This window comes from Halomonas sp. ATBC28 (assembly GCF_005937175.1).
GTDB classification, from domain to species: domain Bacteria; phylum Pseudomonadota; class Gammaproteobacteria; order Pseudomonadales; family Halomonadaceae; genus Vreelandella; species Vreelandella titanicae.
The window spans coordinates 45,442-67,354 of the sequence record NZ_VCQL01000024.1 but is presented as its reverse complement, the minus strand read 5'-3'; the positions used below and the strand labels follow the sequence as shown (position 1 = coordinate 67,354).

General features: G+C 53.2%; 23 protein-coding genes. 10 read left to right on the top strand and 13 right to left on the bottom strand.

All coding sequences use genetic code 11. From position 1 onward, the window contains the following. Positions 1–43 precede the first annotated feature (43 nt). The 3 genes from E0L35_RS21870 to E0L35_RS21860 are packed head-to-tail and all read right to left on the bottom strand — an operon-like array spanning position 44 to position 4,392. Positions 44–2,719, bottom strand: coding sequence for an EAL domain-containing protein (locus tag E0L35_RS21870; RefSeq protein ID WP_138801419.1), 2,676 nt, complete (start codon positions 2,717–2,719; stop codon positions 44–46). A gap of 34 nt (positions 2,720–2,753) precedes the next feature. Then, positions 2,754–3,980 (bottom strand): hypothetical protein, encoded by a 1,227-nt coding sequence (locus tag E0L35_RS21865; protein WP_212751707.1) that lies wholly within the window; start codon positions 3,978–3,980, stop codon positions 2,754–2,756. Next, positions 3,949–4,392, bottom strand: coding sequence for a hypothetical protein (locus tag E0L35_RS21860; protein ID WP_022522580.1), 444 nt, complete (start codon positions 4,390–4,392; stop codon positions 3,949–3,951). The genes E0L35_RS21865 and E0L35_RS21860 overlap by 32 nt, the downstream gene beginning before the upstream one ends. A gap of 381 nt (positions 4,393–4,773) precedes the next feature. Between E0L35_RS21860 and E0L35_RS21855 the strand changes: the two genes are divergently transcribed. After that, positions 4,774–5,667, top strand: coding sequence for a dihydrodipicolinate synthase family protein (locus E0L35_RS21855; protein ID WP_027960069.1), 894 nt, complete (start codon positions 4,774–4,776; stop codon positions 5,665–5,667). Between the two features lie 57 nt (positions 5,668–5,724). Here the strand turns inward: E0L35_RS21855 and E0L35_RS21850 are convergent, their stop codons facing one another. Both E0L35_RS21850 and E0L35_RS21845 read right to left on the bottom strand, forming a co-directional pair. Next, positions 5,725–6,660 (bottom strand): glycerophosphodiester phosphodiesterase family protein, encoded by a 936-nt coding sequence (locus E0L35_RS21850; RefSeq protein WP_027960070.1) that lies wholly within the window; start codon positions 6,658–6,660, stop codon positions 5,725–5,727. 149 nt (positions 6,661–6,809) lie between these two features. Beyond that, positions 6,810–7,352, bottom strand: a complete 543-nt coding sequence (locus E0L35_RS21845) for an adenylate kinase (RefSeq protein WP_027960071.1) — start codon at positions 7,350–7,352, stop codon at positions 6,810–6,812. Between the two features lie 106 nt (positions 7,353–7,458). Between E0L35_RS21845 and E0L35_RS21840 the strand changes: the two genes are divergently transcribed. Both E0L35_RS21840 and E0L35_RS21835 read left to right on the top strand, forming a co-directional pair. Further along, positions 7,459–7,722, top strand: coding sequence for a PQQ-dependent sugar dehydrogenase (locus E0L35_RS21840; protein ID WP_249362175.1), 264 nt, complete (start codon positions 7,459–7,461; stop codon positions 7,720–7,722). 56 nt (positions 7,723–7,778) lie between these two features. Then, the gene (locus tag E0L35_RS21835) at positions 7,779–8,468 is read left to right on the top strand and encodes a VIT family protein (RefSeq protein WP_009287590.1); all 690 of its coding nucleotides are present in this window, start codon (positions 7,779–7,781) and stop codon (positions 8,466–8,468) included. Positions 8,469–8,590: 122 nt separating this feature from the next. On the opposite strand, the gene E0L35_RS21830 is transcribed toward E0L35_RS21835, so the two are convergent. Then, a complete protein-coding gene (locus E0L35_RS21830; RefSeq protein WP_051052074.1) occupies positions 8,591–8,971 on the bottom strand; it encodes a hypothetical protein in 381 nt (126 codons plus the stop codon). A gap of 443 nt (positions 8,972–9,414) precedes the next feature. Between E0L35_RS21830 and E0L35_RS21825 the strand changes: the two genes are divergently transcribed. Beyond that, a complete protein-coding gene (locus tag E0L35_RS21825; protein WP_138801418.1) occupies positions 9,415–10,044 on the top strand; it encodes an SDR family oxidoreductase in 630 nt (209 codons plus the stop codon). Positions 10,045–10,074: 30 nt separating this feature from the next. Here E0L35_RS21825 and E0L35_RS21820 read toward each other — a convergent pair whose 3' ends face one another. Beyond that, on the bottom strand, positions 10,075–11,469 hold the full coding sequence (locus E0L35_RS21820; protein WP_022522589.1) for an SLC13 family permease: 1,395 nt from the start codon (positions 11,467–11,469) through the stop codon (positions 10,075–10,077). A 90-nt stretch (positions 11,470–11,559) separates the two neighbouring features. Here E0L35_RS21820 and E0L35_RS21815 point away from each other — a divergent pair, with 90 nt between their 5' ends. Next, positions 11,560–12,360 carry a helix-turn-helix transcriptional regulator gene (locus E0L35_RS21815; RefSeq protein WP_009287591.1) on the top strand — a complete coding sequence of 267 codons (801 nt, stop codon included), beginning with the start codon at positions 11,560–11,562 and terminating at the stop codon, positions 12,358–12,360. A 73-nt stretch (positions 12,361–12,433) separates the two neighbouring features. Here E0L35_RS21815 and E0L35_RS21810 read toward each other — a convergent pair whose 3' ends face one another. After that, positions 12,434–13,417 (bottom strand): aldo/keto reductase, encoded by a 984-nt coding sequence (locus tag E0L35_RS21810; protein ID WP_138801417.1) that lies wholly within the window; start codon positions 13,415–13,417, stop codon positions 12,434–12,436. 106 nt (positions 13,418–13,523) lie between these two features. Between E0L35_RS21810 and E0L35_RS21805 the strand changes: the two genes are divergently transcribed. Beyond that, complete coding sequence (locus E0L35_RS21805) at positions 13,524–14,465, top strand: LysR family transcriptional regulator (protein ID WP_022522592.1); 942 nt, start codon at positions 13,524–13,526, stop codon at positions 14,463–14,465. Between the two features lie 41 nt (positions 14,466–14,506). Next, complete coding sequence (locus E0L35_RS21800) at positions 14,507–15,106, top strand: class I SAM-dependent methyltransferase (protein ID WP_009287594.1); 600 nt, start codon at positions 14,507–14,509, stop codon at positions 15,104–15,106. Positions 15,107–15,134: 28 nt separating this feature from the next. On the opposite strand, the gene E0L35_RS21795 is transcribed toward E0L35_RS21800, so the two are convergent. The 3 genes from E0L35_RS21795 to E0L35_RS21785 all read right to left on the bottom strand — a co-directional run bounded on the left by E0L35_RS21795 (position 15,135) and on the right by E0L35_RS21785 (position 16,614). Beyond that, positions 15,135–15,407 carry a Txe/YoeB family addiction module toxin gene (locus tag E0L35_RS21795; RefSeq protein WP_022522593.1) on the bottom strand — a complete coding sequence of 91 codons (273 nt, stop codon included), beginning with the start codon at positions 15,405–15,407 and terminating at the stop codon, positions 15,135–15,137. Continuing rightward, the gene (locus E0L35_RS21790; protein WP_035584465.1) at positions 15,388–15,660 is read right to left on the bottom strand and encodes a type II toxin-antitoxin system Phd/YefM family antitoxin; all 273 of its coding nucleotides are present in this window, start codon (positions 15,658–15,660) and stop codon (positions 15,388–15,390) included. Before E0L35_RS21790 ends, E0L35_RS21795 begins: the two co-directional genes overlap by 20 nt. A gap of 183 nt (positions 15,661–15,843) precedes the next feature. Continuing rightward, a complete protein-coding gene (locus E0L35_RS21785) occupies positions 15,844–16,614 on the bottom strand; it encodes an NAD(P)H-dependent oxidoreductase (RefSeq protein ID WP_022522595.1) in 771 nt (256 codons plus the stop codon). 104 nt (positions 16,615–16,718) lie between these two features. Here E0L35_RS21785 and E0L35_RS21780 point away from each other — a divergent pair, with 104 nt between their 5' ends. Continuing rightward, positions 16,719–17,609 carry a LysR family transcriptional regulator gene (locus E0L35_RS21780; RefSeq protein ID WP_138801416.1) on the top strand — a complete coding sequence of 297 codons (891 nt, stop codon included), beginning with the start codon at positions 16,719–16,721 and terminating at the stop codon, positions 17,607–17,609. Between the two features lie 7 nt (positions 17,610–17,616). Here the strand turns inward: E0L35_RS21780 and E0L35_RS21775 are convergent, their stop codons facing one another. After that, entirely contained in the window at positions 17,617–18,255 is a 639-nt protein-coding gene (locus tag E0L35_RS21775) for a TetR/AcrR family transcriptional regulator (RefSeq protein ID WP_022522597.1), read from the bottom strand. A gap of 74 nt (positions 18,256–18,329) precedes the next feature. Between E0L35_RS21775 and E0L35_RS21770 the strand changes: the two genes are divergently transcribed. Beyond that, on the top strand, positions 18,330–19,553 hold the full coding sequence (locus E0L35_RS21770; protein WP_082116870.1) for a serine hydrolase domain-containing protein: 1,224 nt from the start codon (positions 18,330–18,332) through the stop codon (positions 19,551–19,553). A gap of 62 nt (positions 19,554–19,615) precedes the next feature. Here E0L35_RS21770 and E0L35_RS21765 read toward each other — a convergent pair whose 3' ends face one another. Further along, positions 19,616–20,518, bottom strand: coding sequence for a LysR family transcriptional regulator (locus E0L35_RS21765; protein WP_022522601.1), 903 nt, complete (start codon positions 20,516–20,518; stop codon positions 19,616–19,618). Positions 20,519–20,664: 146 nt separating this feature from the next. Between E0L35_RS21765 and trpB the strand changes: the two genes are divergently transcribed. After that, positions 20,665–21,894, top strand: coding sequence for a tryptophan synthase subunit beta (trpB, locus tag E0L35_RS21760; RefSeq protein ID WP_022522602.1), 1,230 nt, complete (start codon positions 20,665–20,667; stop codon positions 21,892–21,894). Positions 21,895–21,913: the final 19 nt, after the last annotated feature.

Genomic DNA, 21,913 nt, shown 5'->3' with positions numbered 1-21,913 from the left:
CAGCACGTCTTTGAGACGCTACCCTCTCTCAACGACGATGACCTCAACACGCTACTGCCCTGGCAGTGGAAAGAGACCTTACCGGTCTAGGCAATGACTGCCTAGATGGGGTTATTGGAGCGCTTACTAACTGCCCAAGGTAGTGAAAACTACTAAAGCCTACTCCAAAGTCGTCCAGTGCGATACGGCAACCCAGGTCGCGTACTGCTTGTAGTACGCCACGGGCAGTAGAAAAATCGGTTACCGCGGCAGTTTCCGTTACTTCCAATATAAGGTGGTGAGGATCAGCGCCGCTAGCCGTCAGCTCGTCTGCCAAGTATTGTTTCAACCCTCCGTCGTGAAGAGACTGACCCGAAAGGTTAACTGCCAGAGTGATACCTCGATCCTGCAATTGGCTAAGTGCTTTTAAACTGTGTCGCAATACCCAGCGGTCGATTAAAATAATCTGCCCGCTTTGTTCGGCAATAGGAATAAAGTGCGCGGGAGAAATTAGGCTCCCATCTGCGTCGCGCATTCTTAGCAACACCTCGTGGTGTTTTACGTCTTGATCTTCCAAACGCATGATGGGCTGCACCATCAACTCGAAGCTATCCTCCTCAAGCGCATTGTGTATGCGTTCAACCCAGTAGACTCGTGCTTGCAGTTCGTCTTTGGCATTCTCCGACTTGGAAAGTAAATGCCAGTGCTGAAGGCCACTCTCCTTCGCTTTGTACATTGCCACATCAGCGCTAGCCATTAGGTCAGCAGGCGTATTGCCGTGGGTTGGAAACAGGGCAATACCAATACTGGCCGTTACTCGATGCCGCCGCTCACCCACAACGAAGCCGATACCGTCTAATAGTTGGACAATATATTGCGCGACACTGACGGCTTGATCGGCGTTGGTATCTTCTAATAGGAGGGAGTATTCGTCGCCACCTAGGCGTGCAATAACGCCACGGGGGCCAAGGTTGCGGAAGAGGGTGTCAGCCACTTCACGAAGCAATTTGTCGCCTACATGGTGGCCACTTAGCTCGTTAACCTCCTTGAACTGATTCAAATCAAGTAGCAATACTGCCCCTTTTGTCTTCGATGGGCGTTCAAGGGCGGTTTGCAGTGCATGTTGGAAGAAGCGCCGGTTGTAAAGTTCCGTTAGCGGGTCACGTTCGGCCAGCCACGTTAGCCGAGCTTCGGCCGCCTTACGTTCGGTAATATCCAGACCAACCGATATACGTGACACCTTGCCGTCATTACCCGTTTGTAACGGCGCATGGTACCAAGCGATAGTATGAGTCCTGTGATCGGGCGTACGGAGTGTTTTCTCCTCTTGCTGGGGATGGGAGAACGTATTCACCTTGGTAGAGGCACCTGCCTCGAATACATCAACAAAATGACGCCCGAGTAGCGAAGCTTCAGTAAGTCCTAGCATCAACTGGGTATACTCATTGACCAAGCTAATTCGTCCAGTGTCATCCTGGGCAATGATAAATACCTGGGCCGTATCCAGCAGGCCATTAACGAAATCTCGCTCTTTGGCTAGCTCCCCAATGCGCACGGCTAGTTGGTCACCGCGTTCTTGTACTTCACTCTCTAACAATTCAAGTTGGCGTGAAAGCTCAAGGGTAATGCTCTCAAGTACATCGATCTCGTCGGGAATGCGGCGGCGGTGGTTGGGAATGGCGGCGTGTATATCGCTAAATTTTCCGTCAGCTAGGGCAGGAAGCAATCCAGCGACTCTCCGCAGTCGAGCCATTGGGCCCAGCAGTATGACCAATAGCAGTAGTTCAGCGGCAATCCAGCCGAGTACGCCTACGAACAAGAGTGTGCGAGTATCCTGGTTAATTGCCTTAATTTGCTCGGTAATGTCTGATATCAGCAGCAAGTATCCGATATTGCTACGTTCATTATCCTCTTCCATGCGTACTGCGCTGAGTTCTAAATGTCTGCCATCATGTTCAAGATTTAATGGTGTTTCCATTAAACGGCGAACAGGAGCTGTATCTGACGCTCGCTGCAAAGGTGCTAGGGTTTGCTCTTCGCTTGTGAGGGCTAGCAGTTGACCATTCCATGATTTTAGCTCTCGAGTTGCCGTCATCCCGCTATCTTCAGTGGGCCCGGTGACAAGTAGTGCGACTTCACTGCCAGATACCTCCTTGGCCTGCCGAGTGACATCGGCTAGCGAGCGGGTCAGTACGACTATACCAACGCTTTCTCCCGCCACTAGCACCGGCACGGCAGCGAACTGTTGGCAGCTAGCTGAACAACGCAATGTAGTGAGTGGCTGCTCGGTGTGTATCACCCGCCTGATCCAACTCAGAATGGGAAGCTGCGTTTGTGTATTGCCGGTGCCCCAATTACCCAAGACTTGCCCCTGGGTATTAATAATTAATATTTCATCGATACCCGCCTCAAGCTGTAGAGCGGGCCACTGGGAGTCTAGTGCTTGCTCAACTGCGGCGGTATTACCTGCTTGCAAGGGCGAGCCTAAGCTTGCCGAGGCCGCGGTTAACCCTGCCAACTGACGTAAATTTTCCGATGAGCGAACTAGCGCTAAACGAATTTCTCGCTGTTGGCGCTCATAGTGCTGGCTTCGGCTTTCTTGAAACTGACGGGTAAGATTGTCGTGGCCTAGCCAGGTAAAGAGCGTTACCAGCGCCAGCAGCAGCAGGCTACTTAACGCGATGACCCGCCATGTCAGGCTAAGGCGTTGGGGCGTTCGGAAAAGGGTAAATGGTTTCATCGCGGTAGCGTCCTAGCCAGGATCGAGGTAAACGTCAGAAGCGCAGCGATAATTGAAACAACCACATGCTCCATCTTCTGCTGGTCGCTGATGAATCTGGATTATCCTGAATAGGCAGCCAACCCGTGCCATCGACATGGTGGTATTCACCTGCCAGCATGACTTGAGGGTGCGGCGTCCACTGCAGGCCAACGGTTAGGTCATCTGCGAATTGGGTATGGGCTGGAACGCTTCCCCCTGTACTCGCCTCGAAAGATTTACCGTTGCGGTCTGCGCGGTTGCTGGTAAGGCTGTCATAACGCATTAACCACTGCCAGTCATTTGCAAAACGCCGAGCGTATTGGATATACCAACTTTCCCCTGTCGTGTCGAAGTTTACAGAAGACTGATTGAAGTTTTTTAACCCTGAACGGCGCAGGGCGTATTCAGTCGTTACACTCCAGAGTTCTTGATTGTATTGGAGTGAAAATACCCAAGGTGTAAAATAAAAATCTCCGTCGCTGACACCTGATTGATGTGACTCTATTTGGGATCTCACGTTGGCATTGCTAATCGCTGCAACGACACGACCTCCATCATGTTCATAACGAACTTGGGCAATCGTAGACTGCTGAGGATCGAAGGTGCCTGATATACGCTGAAGTTGAAGCGTATCGCTTAAATCGTCACCAGCCTGAGGCTTTCCTAAGCCAAACTGTCCTCGTAGTACTCCGTTGCTTAATCTCTGTTCCAAATAGAACGTTAGGCCGTCACCTGTGAGAGCCATTGAGCGTGTTCGGTCAAAATAGATAGACTGAGGCAGTAAGATGCTGGGACGGGTAAATGCCACATCGCGGGTTTGATTATAAAATCCAAAAGGGTTTTTAATCCGACCAAGCTGAACACCAAACGTACGCCCTTGGTCAGAAATCATTTGGTAATCAATGAGGCCGTAATCCAGTTTAGGTTCTGCGTCGCTGCTATTGCCTCCAGCTCGACGACTTAGCACCTGAGCAGCAACGAGTACATCCTGATGGGGGCGTAAGGAGACGTTGAGGCCAATTTCGGTAAATTCTATGCTGCCTTCATCCTGGCTGCTCTGACCAAAAAAGTTGTTATTGTCAGTCACGACCAGCGCCTGACTAAGAAACCCATGTACCTGTAAAGTATCCAGAGCGTGTTCGTCGCTTTGGGCGGGAGCAGATAAACCCATTACAACGATGCCTAGCAAAGCGGCAAGGGCTCTGCATTCATTCCATCGAAATGACTTGGACTCTATCATCCAGATACTCCCTTTCAAGATACCCAATGGCACCCGGCGTTGAGGCGACGCGCTCGCGCATTTCTTCCTGGTCATTTACTCGGTCGGGGGCTTGACCGGTACCTGAAAAAACCATGCGATCCCAGGCTAATTGAAGTTGGTGCGGGTAAACCGCCAACTGCTCTTTGGTAAAGCGAGCATGTACTGGGTTGTTGTTACTTAAAACGAAAACCCTAACCGCTTGACCATCCGGCCAGGTGCGTTGGCGCATGGCGAAAATCGCGCGGGTAGTATCACGGTTCAGCCAGTGGGTAGTGACGTCAGGGTGAGCCACTAAAAAAAGCGGCGCTTCTCGAGCGATGGCATTCGTTGTTGCGAAAGCGAGCCCCACCAACACAATAAAAGTAGTCGCTGCCAGTAAGGCCAATCGCATTAGAGAGCCGCTTATAATGGGTAATGGCATTGGTAGTGGCTTACTGGTTGATTGATGAACGCCAGGTTCACCCGCGGTGCCGTTCTGCTCTGCGCTGAAAATGTGTATGTATTGATGACGTGTTCTCCCTCGCAGCACTAACGAGACTGTTTTTATATTCAGTCATGATGGTATGACTGAAAGATACACATCTAAAGCAACTGTGCCGTATCGATACGGCGTATACGCAAACACTACATCAATTCAAGAAAAATAACAGAAAGTTATGTCAACGAATAACGAGGATAAGCTGTGGCTATTCCATTACCGTATGCTTGTACATAATAGCTAATCGTCTGTGCGACACTGCGAATGCCATCCATCTTAAAAGGATCATCCACCATGTTCACCGGCCTAAGTGCATTCCCGCTAACCCCCATGAACGAGCAGGGCATTAATGAGTATGAGTTTGTCCGTTTAGTTGCTTATTTAGCTGAGGCAGCGGTGGATTCCATTGGCGTGCTGGGCTCGACCGGTAGCTACGCCTATTTAAACCGTGATGAGCGCGCCCGTGTTATTCAGCTTAGCGTTGAAAATGCAGTTGGCGCGCCTGTCATTGCAGGCATTGGGGCGCTACGTACTCGTGATGTGCTGGCTAATGCAGAACGCGCTCAGCAGGCAGGTGCCAGCGGCGTGCTGCTAGCGCCGGTCTCCTACCAAAAGCTCACCGACGACGAGGTCTTCGATCTATACGCCACGGTTTGCCAATCGCTGAGTGTGCCGCTCTGCGTGTACGATAACCCTGGCACAACCCATTTTGAATTTAGCGATGAGCTGCATGGACGAATCTCCCAACTGCCCCAGGTTCGCTCTATCAAAATTCCGCCGGTGAGCAATGATATTGACTCCGCAAAGGGGCGAGTGGCTGGGTTGCGCAAGCTGATTCCCGCTGATGTCACTATCGGCATCAGCGGCGACGCGGCAGCAGCCACTGGCCTAAATGCGGGATGTGATGCCTGGTACTCCGTTATCGGCGGGTTATACCCTAGAGCAGCGCTGGCGCTAACCCGAGCTGCTCAAGCAGGAGATGTTCAACAGGCCAAGGCGCTTTCAGACGGCCTTGAGCCGCTGTGGGCACTCTACCGTGAATACGGCGGTAGCCTGCGAGTGGCGGCTACCATTGCAGAAATCACCGGGAAGGTGAGTCAGCCCTGCTTGCCCCAGCCGCTTAAAACGCTGCAAGCGGGCGATCGTAAAAGAGTAGAGCAGGTACTGGGGCAGCTTGGGCTTGAGTAAAACCTTATTATAAAAACGCCCGGTCAAGGCCGGGCGTAATATGTCATTAAACGATGGTTACTCAACGAGCTTAAGCAAGCGATCTGGATAATTTGTGAACAGGCCGTTTGCGCCCATTTCCATCAAACGCTCCATCTCATCGGTTTCATTGACGGTGTAAACGTGCACCGGCAGGCCATTTTCATTTGCTTGACGAATAAAGTCGGCATCGATGACTTCTTGGCCTTCGTAGATATAGTTAGTTCCGATTCCTGACGCGTATTCCGCTACCGCCTGGAAGTCTTCATCATTAATCTCTGCTGGGCCCGGTGTCACACCAGTCCACTCCACTAAACGCGATTCGTCCTCTTCACTGGGGTAGTACCAAACGAGCTGGATTAGCGGAATGTCATCGTTTAGTTCCTGCACTTTTAACAGGCTCTCCTGCTCGAAAGACTGCACTAATACTCGGCCACTCTCGACCATGTCGTACTCTTCCAGCGTTTTTACCAGGGCTTCTTCCAAGCCTGGGTTTAGCTGCGGTGACTTGGTCTCAATGTAGTAGCGAGCATCGTGACCGAAACGCTCGAAAAGCTCATCCAGCGTGAGGATCTGTGCCCCTGCAAAGTCCGCGTCTGCTTTATCAGCATTGGCTTCATTGAACCAAGAGCCGGTATCCAGCGCTTTCAGCTCTTCCATGGTGTAGTCGTTAATCTTGCCTTCACCATCGCTGGTGCGGTCAATGGCGTCATCATGAAATACCACGACTTCACCATCGGCGGTGATTTGGGCGTCCAGCTCTAAATAGTCGACATTCCACTCATGGGCCAATTCATAGGCCGCCATGGTGCTTTCCGGCGCGTGGCCGCTGGCCCCGCGGTGGGCGATCACTTGGAATGACTCAAGCTCTTTGAGCTGCTCCTCCAACGTTGTGGACTCCGCCAGCGCGGTGGTTGTGGCAGCACCAGCAAAAAGCCCCAGTGACATTGCGGCGAATAGCGAATGACGTTGCATTAAAGCACCTTAATTGAATGTTCGTTCAATAAGCGTACATGGCCTGGAGCGTTAAAGCCAAGTGACGAGAACTGTTCGGTGATTCATCGAGAGCCGAAGAGAGCAGCCATCAAGCGAATACGCAGTGGGGCTATATAGTCACCTAAGGGCTAGGTACCCATGTTGAGACTCTTCACCAACGCTTGCGCTTCTTTTATAGAGGTCAAACGTACAAATTGAATAGGCGCATAGCGTGGATTCACCATATCGGCAAAGTAGCGTTTACGGTTTTGCCGCCACGTTTTTAGTGACCATAGCAGAACCGAATCACGGCTTAGAAATGTTTTGCGGAAGCTTTCGTGATTACCTGTACCGGGCCAAAGCTCCTCTTGGCTGATGATGCGTTTAACAGCACGGGTGAGGGCTTGGCTAAATACTCGCCAAAAGGGGTAGTCGATCCACACCACCATATCCACTTCGCGCCACTTTATATGCCGAGTACGGTCAAAATTACCGTCCAGTATCCACTCTTGAGGTGAGGCTGCTAAAGCCTCTTCCAGCTCGGCGAAGAACTCATCGTCCGGTGCTCCTTGCCAGTTAGCGCGCCAGAATAATTGATCAAGCTGGACGCATGGGGCGTTCAAGGCATCTGCGAGCTGCTTTGCAAGGGTACTTTTGCCACTGCCACTCGTACCAACCACATTAATTTTCATGGGAGTTCTCTTTAGGTGGCGCAACATTTTAATAAGTGCTCAAAGAGGCAGCAAGCGCACCATACAGCGTCAATGAGTACCCTGGTACCGTACCACCACTTTTAGAATGGACGCCCTCTATTGCCCCTCGGGGATAGCGCTTTACAGCGGCGAGCTGTTCCCGCAGTGGCAGGGCGATATACTGATAGGAGCGCTGGTAAATAACGAAGTGCGCCGGGTACGTTTATCTAACAATGCCAGCGATGCCGAAGGCCTGTTTGGTGAGCTAGACGAGCGTATAAGAGATGTGCGGGTAGGCCCAGAAGGTGAAGTGTACCTACTTACCGACAGCTCCGAGGGCAGGCTACTTCGAGTAGTGCCAGCAAAATAGTTCATGACCTTAGATGCTATTGTTGACTTGGATGCGCCTCACAGAAAGGAAAGCCCATGATCCATTCAGAGCACCATCGATCTCACCGTTCCGGCTGGCTGCGTGCCGCTGTGATGGGCGCCAACGATGGCATCGTTTCTACTAGCAGTTTAATACTGGGGGTAGCCGCAGCCAATACCACTCAAAGCGGTATTATGCTGGCGGGTATTGCGGGCCTGGTGGCTGGCGCAATGTCGATGGCAGCGGGGGAGTATGTTTCGGTAAGCTCTCAATCGGACACTGAAAATGCTGATCTCGATATCGAACGCAAAGCATTGGCAGAGCACTATGAACTAGAGCAGGAAGAGCTTGCCGCTATCTATGAAACGCGCGGCTTGACGCCCGAGCTGGCGCGGCAAGTCGCCGAACAGCTGATGAGCAACGATGCCCTGGGTGCCCATGCACGGGATGAAATTGGCATCACTGATACTGGTCAAGCGCGCCCGCTTCAAGCAGCCCTCTCATCAGCAGCGACCTTTACCACGGGCGCGCTGTTGCCGCTGTTGGTCGCCTGGTGGGCACCATCATCATTATTGACTCCTCTGGTAGCGCTGTTTTCACTGCTCTTCCTGGCTTTGTTGGGTGCTCTTGCGGCTCGAGTGGGCGGTGCACCTATCTTGAAAGCTGCAGCAAGAGTGATGTTCTGGGGCGCGCTTGCAATGGCGTTAACTTCTGCCATAGGGCGTGTGTTTGGGGTTGTGGCTTGAGTGCGTGAGCGCTGAATGTAGTGTTCTTGTCGAAAAGCTGGATTTCAGCGAGAAGCTTTTAGATGCACCACCAACATCCAGCTCGCGTATCTCTGGCAATTATCGACGTTGAAGTTCTTAGGTCAGACTGCAGCATTGCTGCGGCCAGAAGCCTCAATAATCTCATGGTGTATGCGTTGCTGCTGCTCAACTGAGAGGTTTTCGTACGAACAACCAAATAGTTGCTGAGCGTATCGCTCGAAAAGAGCAGCAAGGCTAGGTGGTGTTTTTTTTATTTGCTCTGCTCTCGCCAGCCCCTGCACACTTGTCAGTTTCCTATACTCATCCATGACTTGGTTGCGCATCGCATGACAGTACTCTGCTGCCTCAAGATAACTGATTCTGCCTGCTGAGATGTCTGCTTTAGCCGTCGAAGAAATACGCTGAATTTGCGATATATAACGTGCTCGGGTATGAGCATCGTTATTCGCATCAACACCGACACTGCGTTCTGCCTCGGTCATAGAGCCCCTCCTGGTAACGACTAGGCGCAAAGCGCTCACTGATTCATTATAGCTTTACCATCTCAAGTTTTACGCTTAAGCCATTCTGCCAGCGGCTCGCTGCGGGGCCATCGGCTTGCTCCGCCGGTTCAATCACCGAGTCATATATTCGCGACAACCTAACCGACGGTGCGAAAGGCCAGGTTCACAACTCCCGCAAGTATGTCTATCGCTTTAAAAAACCGTTAGATAGACCACTCGTGCTTGATGACACCCTGATGATAATTCACCCCAGCGTAAAAGCCCGCTATGAGCGCGACGCTAACTACCGGCCTCTCTACTTAAAAGCGTTGGTGGAAGAGTTCGGGTGGCAGGGGCTCACTGTGGGTAAGTGATCAGTACGGGTTGAATTTCGCCTAAGTGCCTGCATTGATAGAAGGATAAGCAATTCACAAGGAGTCGTTATGACAACGTTAGTGATTGGCGCGAATGGACAGATTGGCAAGCAGTTTTGCGAACTGGCCCAAAAAGCGGGCACGCCCATCAAGGCGATGATTCGCAGTGAAGAGCAGGCAGCCTGGTTCAAAGAGCACGGTATTGATACAGTGATAGCCGATTTAGAAGGTGAGTTTGAGCACGCCTTTGACGGTTGTGACCAAGTGGTCTTCACTGCGGGGTCAGGGCCCCACACCGGGCCGGATAAAACCTTGATGATTGACCTTTTCGGCGCCATTCGTACCGCCGATATCGCCAAGCAAAAAGGTCTCTCCCGCTACATCATGATTAGCGCTATGCGGGCAGAAAACCCTATAGAAGCGCCCGAAAAGCTGCGCCCCTATATGGCTGCTAAATTTGCCGCCGATGCTCATCTTCGCAACAGCGGTGTTCCCTACGTCATTCTCAAACCAGGGCGTTTGACCGACGAAACCGCCAGCCAGCAGTTTGCCAGTTCACTGGATGAAGCAGGTGACAACCAAATCTCACGAGCCAACGTGGCCCATGCGTTACTTCACGCTGTGCAAAAGCCCGATTTGGTCAATCAGGAGTATCTGCTGCTGGATGGCAAACGCTCGATTGGCGAGATTATTCAGTAGTAGCGTCTTGCACGGAAGTTATCTGGCGGCTTAATTCACCCACCCCAACAATCGCCACCAAAGGTAGTCTAATGGCATCAATAGAAAGATCGTTATCAGCGCTAACGGGATGATAATCTTCAATAATTGGCTAAGGGGCTCTTTAGATAGCTGCATTGCCATAATCAGCGGCGCCACCTGATAAGGAAAGATTACCGTAGAAAAGCCGACGACCTGAGTCATCAATACGGCGGGTAGAGAGAGCCCTGAGGCGCCAGCGAGTTCTGCTGCCATGGGGGAAAGTACGGTAGGAACACTGGGGGTGGTGGCCACTACTCCCGTCAGGGTGGCCATCAGTGACAGCGATATAAAGTCCCCAAAACTGCCGCCATTGTCGGTTTCCATCAGTTGGGTAAAGCCTTGGCCCACAGCACTGCCAATGCCTGAAACGTTGACGAGTGTACCCAATCCCAGTGCCGCGGCCACAAATATCACAGTGCCAAAATCTACCACTGTGTTGAATGACTTCGGGTCTACGGCACCAGCCTTTGGCATCATTAGCACTACCGCCGCTACGAGTCCCACCCACGCCGGGTTTGCGCCGTGTAGTGTATCTGTTACCCAGAGGAGCAGGGTAATGCCCATGACTACAGCTACCTTTTTTTGCTGTGTAGCAGCACTGGTTGTTTTGATCGTCTCGATGGGCAGTTGGCATTGTGGTGCGATGCGAGCGGGAAATACCACGAGTACCAGTACCACGATTAAGATCGATTTCAGCATTCCCAGAATGGGAAAATGCAGTAGTAGATACTCCGCATAGCCAATATGAATGCCATACAGACTTTCACTCGACCCTGCCAAAATCATATTAGGGAGGTTGGATGGAAGCACCGCAAAACTTGGCATGTTACAAGCGGCAGCAAGAGCGGTGGCTACGCCCAGGCGTCCAGCACTACCCGGCTCAAAGCCCACTCGTTCGGCTAGCGCTAAGCCGATAGGGATCAATACCACTGCTCGCCCCCCGGAAGAAGGCATCACAAACCCCAATGCCATAGCGGTAAACACTAACCCGCCAATCAACTTCGGGTAGCTTGCGGTGAGGAGCGGCGACAGCACTGCTGCTAGCCGATCGCCAAGCTTGCTAGATGTAATGGCTGAGCCAATGACAAATCCTGAGATAACCATCCACACGGCTGTCGAGCCAAACCCAGCGAATAGTTGCTCCGGCGGGAGCAAGCCGAATACGCTAACCAGCGCGAAAAATAGCAAACCGGTTAGGAAGGGAGGCAGCACGCCGGTACTCCATAGAACCAGCGTAATTACTACCACACTAGCGGCGTAAGAAAATGCTGTGGGATGGGGCGCTATGGGAAAAAGTGTCAGTAGCAAAGCGGCCAGCAAGGCCGTTGCCACCATGGCATGAGAGAAACTAAGCGAGCGAAGCATGGCGAGACCCTAGCTGTGGTGAGCCAATTGCGCGGTGCGCGCAGCTGGGCCTACAATAGTTTCTGTATGCTGACGTGTTAAGGGTAAGATGTGACAATAAATAGCGATAATGCGACAATGTCGCTGCCCAGTGATATAGCGTTCATCCTTGACCCTGCTCGTCCTGTATTGACCCATGCTCGCAGTATGCAGGCGGAAACCGGTGTCTTGCCTCACGCCCACCCACGCGGGCAATTGCTGTGGGCCAAGCAGGGTGTGCTGCGCGTTACTAGTGAACAGGCGGTGTGGGTTGTACCCTCTACCCACGGTGTATGGATACCCGGTAACTGCAACCACCAAGTGAGCTGCGAAACGCTGGTGGAAACCCGCAATCTCTACATTGACCCTACTTACCCGGTACGCGATCAGGACACCCAGGTGGTGATGGTGGCGATGACCGCGTTGATGCGCGAGATTGTGCTCAGGCTAAACGATTCTCCGAAGTGTAGCGGCGATGCCAGTACCGCTCGCCTAGGCTTAGTCGCTATTGATGAGCTCAATAGCCTATCCGCCGCGGACTTGTCGCTACCTGCTGGTACTGACCCGCGGTTGCGGCGCATTATTAGCCACATGGTTAGCCACCCAGACACCCGGCATATATTGGGCGAGCTGGCCAGCTTAGCTGGGGCTAGCGTGCGCACCTTGGAGCGGTTATTCAAGTCCGAAACCGGGTTGACCTTTCGTCAGTGGCGCACCCGTTTCAAGCTGATGAACGCGCTCGAAGCCTTGGATAGAGGCGAAAGTTCAACCGCTGTGGCCTATACGGTAGGTTATAAAAGCACCAGCAGTTTTGTGGCTGCCTTCAAAGCAGAGTTTGGCTATACACCCCAAGTCCACGCTCGCCGACTGTGACCTGACCCACGTCAAGACGTCAACAGACCCTAGCAACATATTGCTAGGGCATGGCGGACAACAGGCCCTTAACTCATGAATTCACCCCCTTCATGCCCTCCGGTGTATAGCGCTCGCCGATGACAGGAAGGCGAGCAGTGGCCGCCTCAAGTTGTTGCTGCTCATCAGTGGTCAGGGTGATGGACGCCGCTGCTGCATTCTCTTCAAGGTAGCGCAACCGTTTGGTGCCCGGAATCGGTACGATGTTGTCGCCTTTGGATAGCAGCCAGGCCAGCGAGAGCTGCGCAGGGGTGCAGCCTTTGAGTGCTGCCATGTCACCAATCACCTCCGCGATTCGGCGGTTAGAGTCCATGGCCTGTTCAGAGAAGCGCGGCAGGTTAGAACGAAAATCGTCTTCGCCGAAATCAGCGTTTTCTTGAAACCTTCCCGTTAAAAAACCTCGGCCGAGAGGAGAGTAGGGCACGAAGCCGATGCCGAGCTCCTTGCAGGTGGGCAGTACCGCTTGCTCCACGTCCCGTGTCCAGAGCGAGTATTCGGTTTGAACCGCCGTCACCGGGTGCACGGCGTGTGCGCGGCGCAGGGTCTCGTCGCTAACCTCGCAGAGGCCAATGTGGGCAATTTTTCCCTCTTTAACCAGTTGTGCCAAGCCCTCCATGGTCTCTTCGATAGGGGTTTCCGGGTTAACGCGGTGAACGTAGTAGAGATCGATCTGTTCGATGCCCAGCCGCTTTAGCGACGCCTCGCAAGCTTGGCGGGCATAATGGGCGCTGCTATCCAGGCTACGCTGATACTCACCAGGGTTGCGAACAATGCCGAATTTGGTGGCGATACGTACGTTTGGCTTATGGCTGGCAAGAAAACGGCCAATCAGCTCCTCGTTATGGTGTGGCCCGTACATATCCGCCGTGTCAAAAAAGTCGATTCCCAGCTCCACCGCCTGAGCCAACACCCGAAGCGACTCGCTATCGTCTCGGGGGCCGTAGAACTCGCTCATTCCCATGCAGCCTAAGCCAATGGCAGAGAGGGTCAGGTCGGTGCCGAGTGTACGTTTTTGCATGCTATATCTCCTGTAATGACTTACGAAACTATTGCCCATCAAGAGAGCGTGAGCCGTTTTCGAGCGCTTGTTGAAACGCGCAATAACAGCGTGGCACTATCCAATAATGAAAAAAATGAACGAGTTCGGTAAACCATTTTCCAGTTATGAAAACCAGATGCCCCGCGGGTGGGTCTGGGATGACACACGCGCCTTTCTGGCGGTGGCCCGCCAAGGCACTTTGAGCGGCGCGGCAGCGGAACTCCACCTGGGTATCGCGACGCTCTCCCGGCGTATCGAGCGGCTGGAAAAAGCCTTGAAGCTGCCGTTGTTTGTTCGTCAGCAGTCGGGCTATCAGCTTACTGAAGAAGGGGCCGGGCTAATCGAAAAAGCCGAAGCGCTGGAAGCCGCCGCAGCGGCCTTCTCTAGCGAGGGCGCACTCGCTACGCAGCTGAGCGGCAGGGTGCGCTTGGCCACCGCTGAAAACCTGGCCACGTCGTTGATTCTGCCCGCATTGCCACAATTTTATGCTCAGTACCCCGGCATCACACTTGAGCTGGTGACCGATATCACCACCGTCAATCTGCACCGTCGCGACGCTGATTTGGCGCTCAGAATGGTCAAGCCCGAGCGGGGTAATGTCACCCTTCGCCGACTCGGCTCGCTGGGGTTTGGGCTTTATGCTAGCCCCGGTTATGTGGCCCAGCGTGAGGTTCATCATGACGCGGGCAATTACGACAGCGACGCCTTTATTACCTGGGGAGAAATGCAAGCGCACCTGCCTGCCGCCCAATGGGTTGAGCGGGTTCTGCAAGGGCAGGAACCGGCGTTAACCACCACCTCGCTGGCGACCCAGCTAGCGGCGGCGAAAGCGGGGCTGGGGATAGCGGTGTTGCCGCATTTTCTGGCGTTGGAGGCTGGACTGGTGTGTGTCGCTGCGGATATTGGCGTGGATCAGCCCATCTATCTCGTTATTCAGACGGATCTCACCCAATCAGGCCGTACCCGGGCCGTGGCGGACTTTCTGACTGAGCTGGTGGCCAGTAACCGCAAGCGCTTGAGTGGGTGATATAGTCACTAAGTCTTCACTTTTTATCCGACAGGCCATCCATGACACCCACTGATATTGGCAGCGCCTACGATCAGATCACCCACCTCTGGCAAAGCGACAAATTCAATCTCGCTAACGGGATAGAGGCGCACAAAAGGGCGCTTTCGTTTGTGAAGGGCCGAGGAAAGGCACTCGATATCGGTTGTGGGTGTACCGGCCGCTTTATCGACTTCTTGCAACAAGAAGGCTTTACGCCTGAAGGCGTGGATATTTCCGATGAAATGCTGCGCCTCGCTAAGCAGAAGCACCCTGACGTGACCTTTCACCACCAGGATATTTGCCAGTGGCAGCCGCTGGAAAAATACGACTTTATCACCGCCTGGGACAGCATTTGGCATATTCCGCTAGTGCAGCAGGAAAGTGTGATGACCAAACTTATCGGAAGCCTGAATAAGGGTGGGGTACTGATCTTCTCTTTCGGCGGTACCGACGAACCTGGTGAGCATACCGATAGTTTTATGGGGCCCGAGGTCTACTACTCTACGCTTGGCACAAACGGCTTCGTATCCTTATTGATGAAGTTAGGCGCGGTGTGCAGACATCTGGAGTACGATCAGCACCCGGAGTTGCATACTTATTTGATAGTGCAGAAAAGGTAGCGTCGTGCTTTTCATCAATTAACTATTATCAGGACTGATCGTAATGTCCGCCGATGGCAAAAATATAAATAGCTTTGTCATCGAACCGGTAGATCAGCCGATCTCTTTGTGAAATGCGCCTTGACCACAAGCCAGAAAGATTGTGTCTGAGTGGCTCGGGTTTTCCGATACCAGCCGTTGGATCGTCAGAGCGGAGCATTTCTTTTAAGAGTTTGCAGAGCGCTTTATGCAGCTTCTTATCTGTTTCACGCATTTTTTCATAGGCTTCCCACGTACGGCCCTCAAATACCAGTGATCTCATTCATCTGCTCATTATCAGGTTGGTATCCTTGACCACGACTATGGGTATCTAGAGAAGCCGCAATTTGTTGCATGAGGTCTCGGTTCTGAAGCACATGCAGTGTTTCTTGCTCTCTTTCCCAGTCCTCAGCGCTAATCACCACAAACGCCTCTCCGGCACGACGGGTTACCTTTAAGGGTTCGTGCTGGCTAATCACTTGTTCTACTACGCTTTTCAGGTTGTCTCTGAATTTGTTAACACTGATAATATCCATAACGTCACCATAATGTACGGAAATTCCGTACAACTATATCTCACTAGCTCCGACAAGGCCAAGCGCAGCGATAGCTTTATCGCTGCGCTTGGCCTAGATTTCCTGAATTCATAGTTGCACGTGCTGGTAATATTGTGCAGCTAATAATACTTTGTCTGCATGATGTTGCTGTCTAAAAATCTGCTAATGGTCGATGTGAATGGTCAGTCCCTCTTTCCCCATAGCAATATGGTCAGCGAGTATATTTTGCTGATACTCCCCACCATTTTGCCGCCGGAATGGAATAGAGGATTCATTAAAAAGATTTTCGAGGCGTAGACGCCAAGCGGCTAGCTCCTTCGCTACGCTGACTTTCGAAAGTTTGCCGGTGCCATACACGGCATGGGTTGGCAGTACATCCATACCTGGGAAAAACAGGGCGCCGTGGGTGATGGGGAATAGCAATTCCTCCAAGGGGCCATTAATACCTCGGGGTGAATAGTCCTCCGCTGGGCCACCCACCATTACCGACAGTAATGCCCGTTTGCCTTTGAGAATACCGTCTCCATAGCGATAACGATTGCCTTCATCTTTGTATCCGTAAGCAAATCCATAGGCGTACACCCGGTCTATCCAGCCTTTGAGAATGGCGGGCATACCAAACCACCACAAGGGAAAGTGGAATATGACGGCGTCGGCGGCAAGCAGCTTGTCCTGCTCTGCGGCGACATCCTGCGTCTGCTGGTGAGTGGCATAGGCGTGCTGCGACTCTTGAATAAAGCCTAGCCGGTCATTATTTATACGGTTGGGGAAATCGTGCTCATCAAACGTCGCTTTCCAACCCATGCCATATAGGTCTGACTGCAGCACGGTTTGGCCTTGTCGCTCCAGTATTTGTACCGTTTCAGTTACGAACCGGCGGGTCAATGATGTGGGTTCTGGGTGCGCATACACAATCAATATGGTCTTGGACACTCTAATGCTCCTACAGGCGAATTTACTTGGTGGATACGCTAGAGATTGTGGGCAAGAATAAGCTATCAATGAAATTAATAGTTTTATGATCTACTATATAAAATATGGATAATAAAAGGCTGGATCTTAATTTGTTGGCGACCTTAGAGGCTTTGCTTGAAGAGCAAAATGTCACGAGAGCCGCCGCACGCCTGCATCTTAGTCAGCCTGCCGTCAGCGCTCAGCTGAGCCGCCTTAGGGATATGTTCAACGACCCGCTGCTCATTCCGGCTCACCGCGGGATGATGCCTACCACCAAAGCGTTGGAGTTACTTACCCCACTACGTATTGCACTGGATCAGGTGCGAGAGACGCTGATAACGCACCAGCACTTTGAACCTGCCCAAGCGTCGCTGACCATTACGATTGCATGCACCGATTACCTTCAAGCGGTCATTGGTTTGGCGGTCATGAACGAATTAAGGCGTCAAGCACCTGGCATTAGAATCGCCATACGTAGTCTGGAGCCACCCAGGCTGGAAGCTCAAATGGCACGGGGTGAAGTGGATCTTGCACTCATGACACCCGAAGAGGCGCCCAAGGTTTTACGAATCAGGCCGCTGTATGATGAGAACTATGTGCTGGTTGGATGCTGGAATCACTCACAGCTAAGTGAGGAAATGACGATTGAAAAGTATGTCCAGCTCGAGCACGTAATCGTTTCGCTCAGCGGAGGCGATTTTTCCACTCAGGTGGATCAGGTCTTACAAACATTGGGCTATAGGCGCAATGTTGTTCTGTCTACATCTTCATTCCTGTTCGTCCCAGAGATTGTTGCGCACTCACGTTTTGTGGCACTGGTGCCACGGCGTTTAGTTGCCCAGCGTTCCGACCTTAAAGTTGTTGAATCCCCCATTAAATCACTGGGATTCAAAGTCGGTATGGTGTGGCATGAGCGCAATCATGGTCACAGCGCACATCGTTGGGTGCGTGAGCAAATAGCACACGTACTCTAATCTTAGCTTAAGTAGTCACAGGCAACGTCCGAAAACGACCTATCTGGTCGATCACCAATTCAACCACCGCCTTAAGATCCTTTTCGGTGGCGCCATCGCGTGCTTGCACGGACATCCCTTGGATGATTGCCCCGACAAAGCGGGCGAGTGCCGCAACATTCGTATCGACACTTAACTGTCCCTGCGAAATTCCTTGTTCAATCCTATCCCGCAAGGCATTCATCGTTGCTGCGCGCTCTTGCGCCACCATATCGGCAATAGCGTCATTGTCGCGGGCGCAGGTCAAAACAGCCGTCGAGATCATACAGCCACGGGGCCTATCCGGGCGGCAGAACTGCTTGGCTGCTTCCATCAACAGTTGCTCGAAGGCAGCCACCACATCTTCTTCTTGCAGGGCGGCAACCGCAAACGCACCAACCTCAGATTGATACCAGTCCAGTGCTTCTCGATAGAGGTCTGCCTTTGAAGTGAAAGCTGCATATAGACTCTGCGGTGTGATGCCCATAGCGGCTGTCAGCTCAGCGATTGAAGCACCTTCATAACCGAATTGCCAAAATGTCTTCCCCGCGATGGCTAAGGCCGCACTGCGGTCGAAAGCCCGTGGACGGCCACGCGAGCGTGGTGGATTACTAGTGGTGTTTTTCACAATGATCACTCTTGAAATAAATTGGGTTTACGTTAATTATGGAGTGGTCGCTCCTTATTATAGGTATTCCCATCATGAATAGGTATTTGATCGGTCTTGCAGGCATCATGCTGGCTACGTCGGCATCGGCCAGCGATGCCCTTACAGGGCAGTTGGATGCCGTCATCAATCGAGCTATTGCGGAAAATAGAATCGTTGGGACGGTCGTGTTAGTGGCTCAAAATGGCGAGATCGTCTATCGCCGCGCGGCGGGTCAGTCGGATCGTGAAGTGGGGGTTCCCATGCATGAAGACGCCGTGTTTCGATTAGCCTCTATCACTAAACCCATCGTATCAGCGACGCTAATGCGGCTCGTTGAAGAGGGCAAACTAACGCTAGATGACCCTGTGACAAGGTGGTTACCGACGTTTCGACCTCAACGTGAAGATGGCAGTGAGCCGGTTATTACGTTACGCCAGCTTTTGACGCATACATCGGGCCTAAGCTACCGCTTTATGGAACCGACAGGCAGTGAGTATGACCGTCTCAATATTTCGGATGGTCTTGATCAGCCAGGGCTTAGCCTCAATGAAAATCTGCGTAGGCTCGAACAGGCGCCTCTTGTCTTTCCTCCTGGCGAGGGATGGCGCTATTCGCTAGGGCTTGATGTGTTGGGCGCCGTTATTGCTGAGGCTTCGGGCAAGACGCTTCCTCAGGCGGTGCAGGAGGCCGTTGTTGGGCCCCTTCAATTGGCAGACACAGCCTTTGTGGCCTCCGATCCCTCTCGGTTGGTGACGCCCTATGCAGATGGAGATCCCGAGCCGGTTCGTATGACGGATGGCATGGCTGTGCCTATTTGGCAGAGCGCCGCACATTTTGCACCCAGTCGGGCAACGAATGCTGATTCTTACCCCTCAGGCGGGGCTGGCATGGTTGGAACTGCGGCTGATGTTTTACGTTTTCTAGAAGTTATTCGCAGTGGAGGAGAGCCAATCCTAGCGCCCGATACGGTATCAGCAATGATGCAGAATCAGGTCAGTGCTCAGGCGGAAACGCAAGGGCCTGGCTGGGGGTTCGGTTATGGCTGGGCGGTGCTGAATGATCCTGATGCGGCGGGTACACCGCAGTCAAAAGGCACTATTCAGTGGGGAGGCGCCTATGGCCATAGCTGGTTTGTTGACCCGGTGAAAAAGCTCACTGTTGTCGCGTTAACCAACACAGCATTCGAAGGGATGTCGGGAGCCTTTCCGACGGAAATACGAGATGCGGTCTATGAAGGGGCTGACTGGGCTTCTGAAACGGATGACACCGCACATTGATAGGCTTTAATGCGTTAAAGCTTTCACCTATTGCGCAAAAAAACGCTGATAGAGGAGCCATATTAGCAGCGGTCAGCCTCCAACTCCCGCTTAAGCCACTCCGCCAGCGGCTCGCTGCGGCGGCTATCGGCTTGGCTGGGCAACCACAGGCAAAGGCGCGCAGGGGTTTGGATACTTCCCCAAGGGGCCACCAGCCTGCCACTCCTCAGGTCGTCTTCCACCAATAGACTTGGCGCGATGGCGATACCCAGGCCTGCCACTGCCGCTTCCATCAAGTAGTAAAGGTGATCGAACCTCTGGCCTCTGCTGAGCGCCGCCTCAAGCTGTTCCAGCGCCAGCCCTTTGGCGGTGGCCCACTGCGGCCATGCCTGGGGGCGGGAAGATGTATATAAAAGCTTATTGGCAAGCAGCGATCCGGGCTTAGTTGGATCGCACTGGGCCGCCAACTGCGGGCTTGCCACCGCACATATCTGCTCTTCCATCAGCTCGAATACCTCAACACCTGTGGGCCAGGGCGGCGCGGCAAATGCTAGGGTGGCGCTGGCATCCGTTTGTGTGCCCGGCTGCTCTCTTTCACTCACCACCACCTGCAATTTCAGCTGGGGCAGCTCGCGGTGCAGACGATCCAGGCGGGGAATCAGCCAGCGGGCCAAAAGGCTGCCAGGACAAGCCAGGGTGAAAGGAGCCTCTTCAACATCACGCTTGAGCGCTGCGCAACTATCCTTCAAGCGTGAGAACGCTTCACCCACACCACTCTGCAGTCGCTCCCCGTGCGAGGTCAGTACAATACCTCGGCCCGCTTTGGCAAAAAGTGCTACTCCAAAATGGTCATCCAGGCTCTTTAGCTGGCGGCTGACAGCACCGTGAGTCACGCTTAGCTCATCGGCAGCGGCGGTCACGCTACCCAAACGGGCAGTGGCTTCAAAGGCGCGCAGAGCGCTAAGCGGCGGCATGCTGTGTTGCATGAGACATCCTGCTGATAGTTGACTTAAGATCACATGTTGCTGACATCTTATCGATTTTTATCTCCACCCGCTTGCGCTATTTTCACTGCATTGTTTTCACTGAACTGTTTTTACTGAACAGTTCGATAACGCATTCAGAGGTCGCGATGAATCAACCTGTAGACGTATCCAAGAGCCTGCCCGATGCCAACGGGCTATTTGGCAGCTTCGGTGGCCGCTTTGTCGCCGAAACGCTGATGCCACTGATTCTAGAGCTGCAAGACGAGTACACCATCGCTAAGAACGACCCCGAATTCCAGCGCCAGTTGGCTTATTTTCAGGGTGATTATGTGGGGCGGCCAAGCCCGCTCTACTTTGCCGAGCGGCTGACCGAGTACTTTGGCGGGGCGAGTATTTACTTGAAGCGCGAAGAGCTGAATCACACCGGCGCGCACAAGATCAACAACTGCATCGGTCAGGTATTGTTGGCCAAGCAGATGGGCAAAAAGCGCATCATCGCGGAAACCGGTGCAGGCATGCACGGCGTTGCCACCGCTACCGTTGCGGCGCGCTTTGGCTTGCCTTGTGTCATTTACATGGGCGCAACCGATATCGAACGTCAGCAGCCCAACGTATTCCGCATGAAGCTGCTGGGCGCGGAAGTCATCCCCGTTACCTCGGGCACAGGCACGCTAAAAGATGCCATGAACGAAGCGTTGCGCGACTGGGTAACGAATGTCGACGACACCTTCTACATCATTGGCACCGTAGCGGGGCCACACCCATACCCGGCCATGGTACGTGATTTTCAGGCCGTGATCGGTCATGAAACCCGTGCGCAAATGCTGGAAAAGAAAGGGCGCCTGCCGGATTCGCTAGTGGCCTGCATTGGCGGCGGTTCAAACGCCATGGGGATGTTTCACCCGTTCCTCGATGACCTTGATGTGAAGATGATTGGCGTAGAAGCGGGTGGCAAGGGCGTTAAAAGCGGCCTGCATGCAGCCAGCCTGAACGGCGGCACCCCCGGCGTGCTGCACGGCAACCGCACTTACTTGCTGCAAAACGAAGATGGCCAGATTATCGACGCTCACTCGATTTCCGCCGGGCTGGATTACCCCGGTATCGGGCCGGAGCACGCATGGTTGCACGAGCAGGGGCGGGTCGAGTACGTCTCTGCCACGGACGACGAAGCGTTGGAAGCCTTCCAGGTCTGCTGCCGCCAGGAGGGCATTATTCCAGCCCTGGAGACCGCCCATGCCCTGGCCGAAGTGGCCAAGCGCGCCCCCGGCCTGCCCCGCGAGCACTTAATGGTGGTCAACCTCAGCGGCCGTGGTGACAAGGACATGATGAGCGTGGCCCATCACCTTGGTGAAAAATTCGGGGTTAAACAGCTATGAGCGCAACACAGGAGAACGT

Excerpts from the sequence above, each read along its gene's own strand:
- E0L35_RS21770 (WP_082116870.1), top strand. The coding sequence starts at position 18,330 with ATGAATAGGTATTTGATCGGTCTTGCAGGCATCATGCTGGCTACGTCG.
- E0L35_RS21805 (WP_022522592.1), top strand. The coding sequence starts at position 13,524 with ATGAAAAAAATGAACGAGTTCGGTAAACCATTTTCCAGTTATGAAAAC.
- E0L35_RS21830 (WP_051052074.1), bottom strand. The coding sequence starts at position 8,971 with ATGACCGAGGCAGAACGCAGTGTCGGTGTTGATGCGAATAACGATGCT.
- E0L35_RS21825 (WP_138801418.1), top strand. The coding sequence starts at position 9,415 with ATGACAACGTTAGTGATTGGCGCGAATGGACAGATTGGCAAGCAGTTT.
- E0L35_RS21840 (WP_249362175.1), top strand. The coding sequence starts at position 7,459 with ATGGACGCCCTCTATTGCCCCTCGGGGATAGCGCTTTACAGCGGCGAG.
- E0L35_RS21790 (WP_035584465.1), bottom strand. The coding sequence starts at position 15,660 with ATGGATATTATCAGTGTTAACAAATTCAGAGACAACCTGAAAAGCGTA.
- trpB (WP_022522602.1), top strand. The coding sequence starts at position 20,665 with ATGAATCAACCTGTAGACGTATCCAAGAGCCTGCCCGATGCCAACGGG.
- E0L35_RS21845 (WP_027960071.1), bottom strand. The coding sequence starts at position 7,352 with ATGAAAATTAATGTGGTTGGTACGAGTGGCAGTGGCAAAAGTACCCTT.
- E0L35_RS21860 (WP_022522580.1), bottom strand. The coding sequence starts at position 4,392 with ATGCGATTGGCCTTACTGGCAGCGACTACTTTTATTGTGTTGGTGGGG.
- E0L35_RS21870 (WP_138801419.1), bottom strand. The coding sequence starts at position 2,719 with ATGAAACCATTTACCCTTTTCCGAACGCCCCAACGCCTTAGCCTGACA.
- E0L35_RS21765 (WP_022522601.1), bottom strand. The coding sequence starts at position 20,518 with ATGCAACACAGCATGCCGCCGCTTAGCGCTCTGCGCGCCTTTGAAGCC.
- E0L35_RS21820 (WP_022522589.1), bottom strand. The coding sequence starts at position 11,469 with ATGCTTCGCTCGCTTAGTTTCTCTCATGCCATGGTGGCAACGGCCTTG.
- E0L35_RS21795 (WP_022522593.1), bottom strand. The coding sequence starts at position 15,407 with ATGAGATCACTGGTATTTGAGGGCCGTACGTGGGAAGCCTATGAAAAA.
- E0L35_RS21855 (WP_027960069.1), top strand. The coding sequence starts at position 4,774 with ATGTTCACCGGCCTAAGTGCATTCCCGCTAACCCCCATGAACGAGCAG.
- E0L35_RS21800 (WP_009287594.1), top strand. The coding sequence starts at position 14,507 with ATGACACCCACTGATATTGGCAGCGCCTACGATCAGATCACCCACCTC.
- E0L35_RS21835 (WP_009287590.1), top strand. The coding sequence starts at position 7,779 with ATGATCCATTCAGAGCACCATCGATCTCACCGTTCCGGCTGGCTGCGT.
- E0L35_RS21780 (WP_138801416.1), top strand. The coding sequence starts at position 16,719 with ATGGATAATAAAAGGCTGGATCTTAATTTGTTGGCGACCTTAGAGGCT.
- E0L35_RS21810 (WP_138801417.1), bottom strand. The coding sequence starts at position 13,417 with ATGCAAAAACGTACACTCGGCACCGACCTGACCCTCTCTGCCATTGGC.
- E0L35_RS21865 (WP_212751707.1), bottom strand. The coding sequence starts at position 3,980 with ATGATAGAGTCCAAGTCATTTCGATGGAATGAATGCAGAGCCCTTGCC.
- E0L35_RS21850 (WP_027960070.1), bottom strand. The coding sequence starts at position 6,660 with ATGCAACGTCATTCGCTATTCGCCGCAATGTCACTGGGGCTTTTTGCT.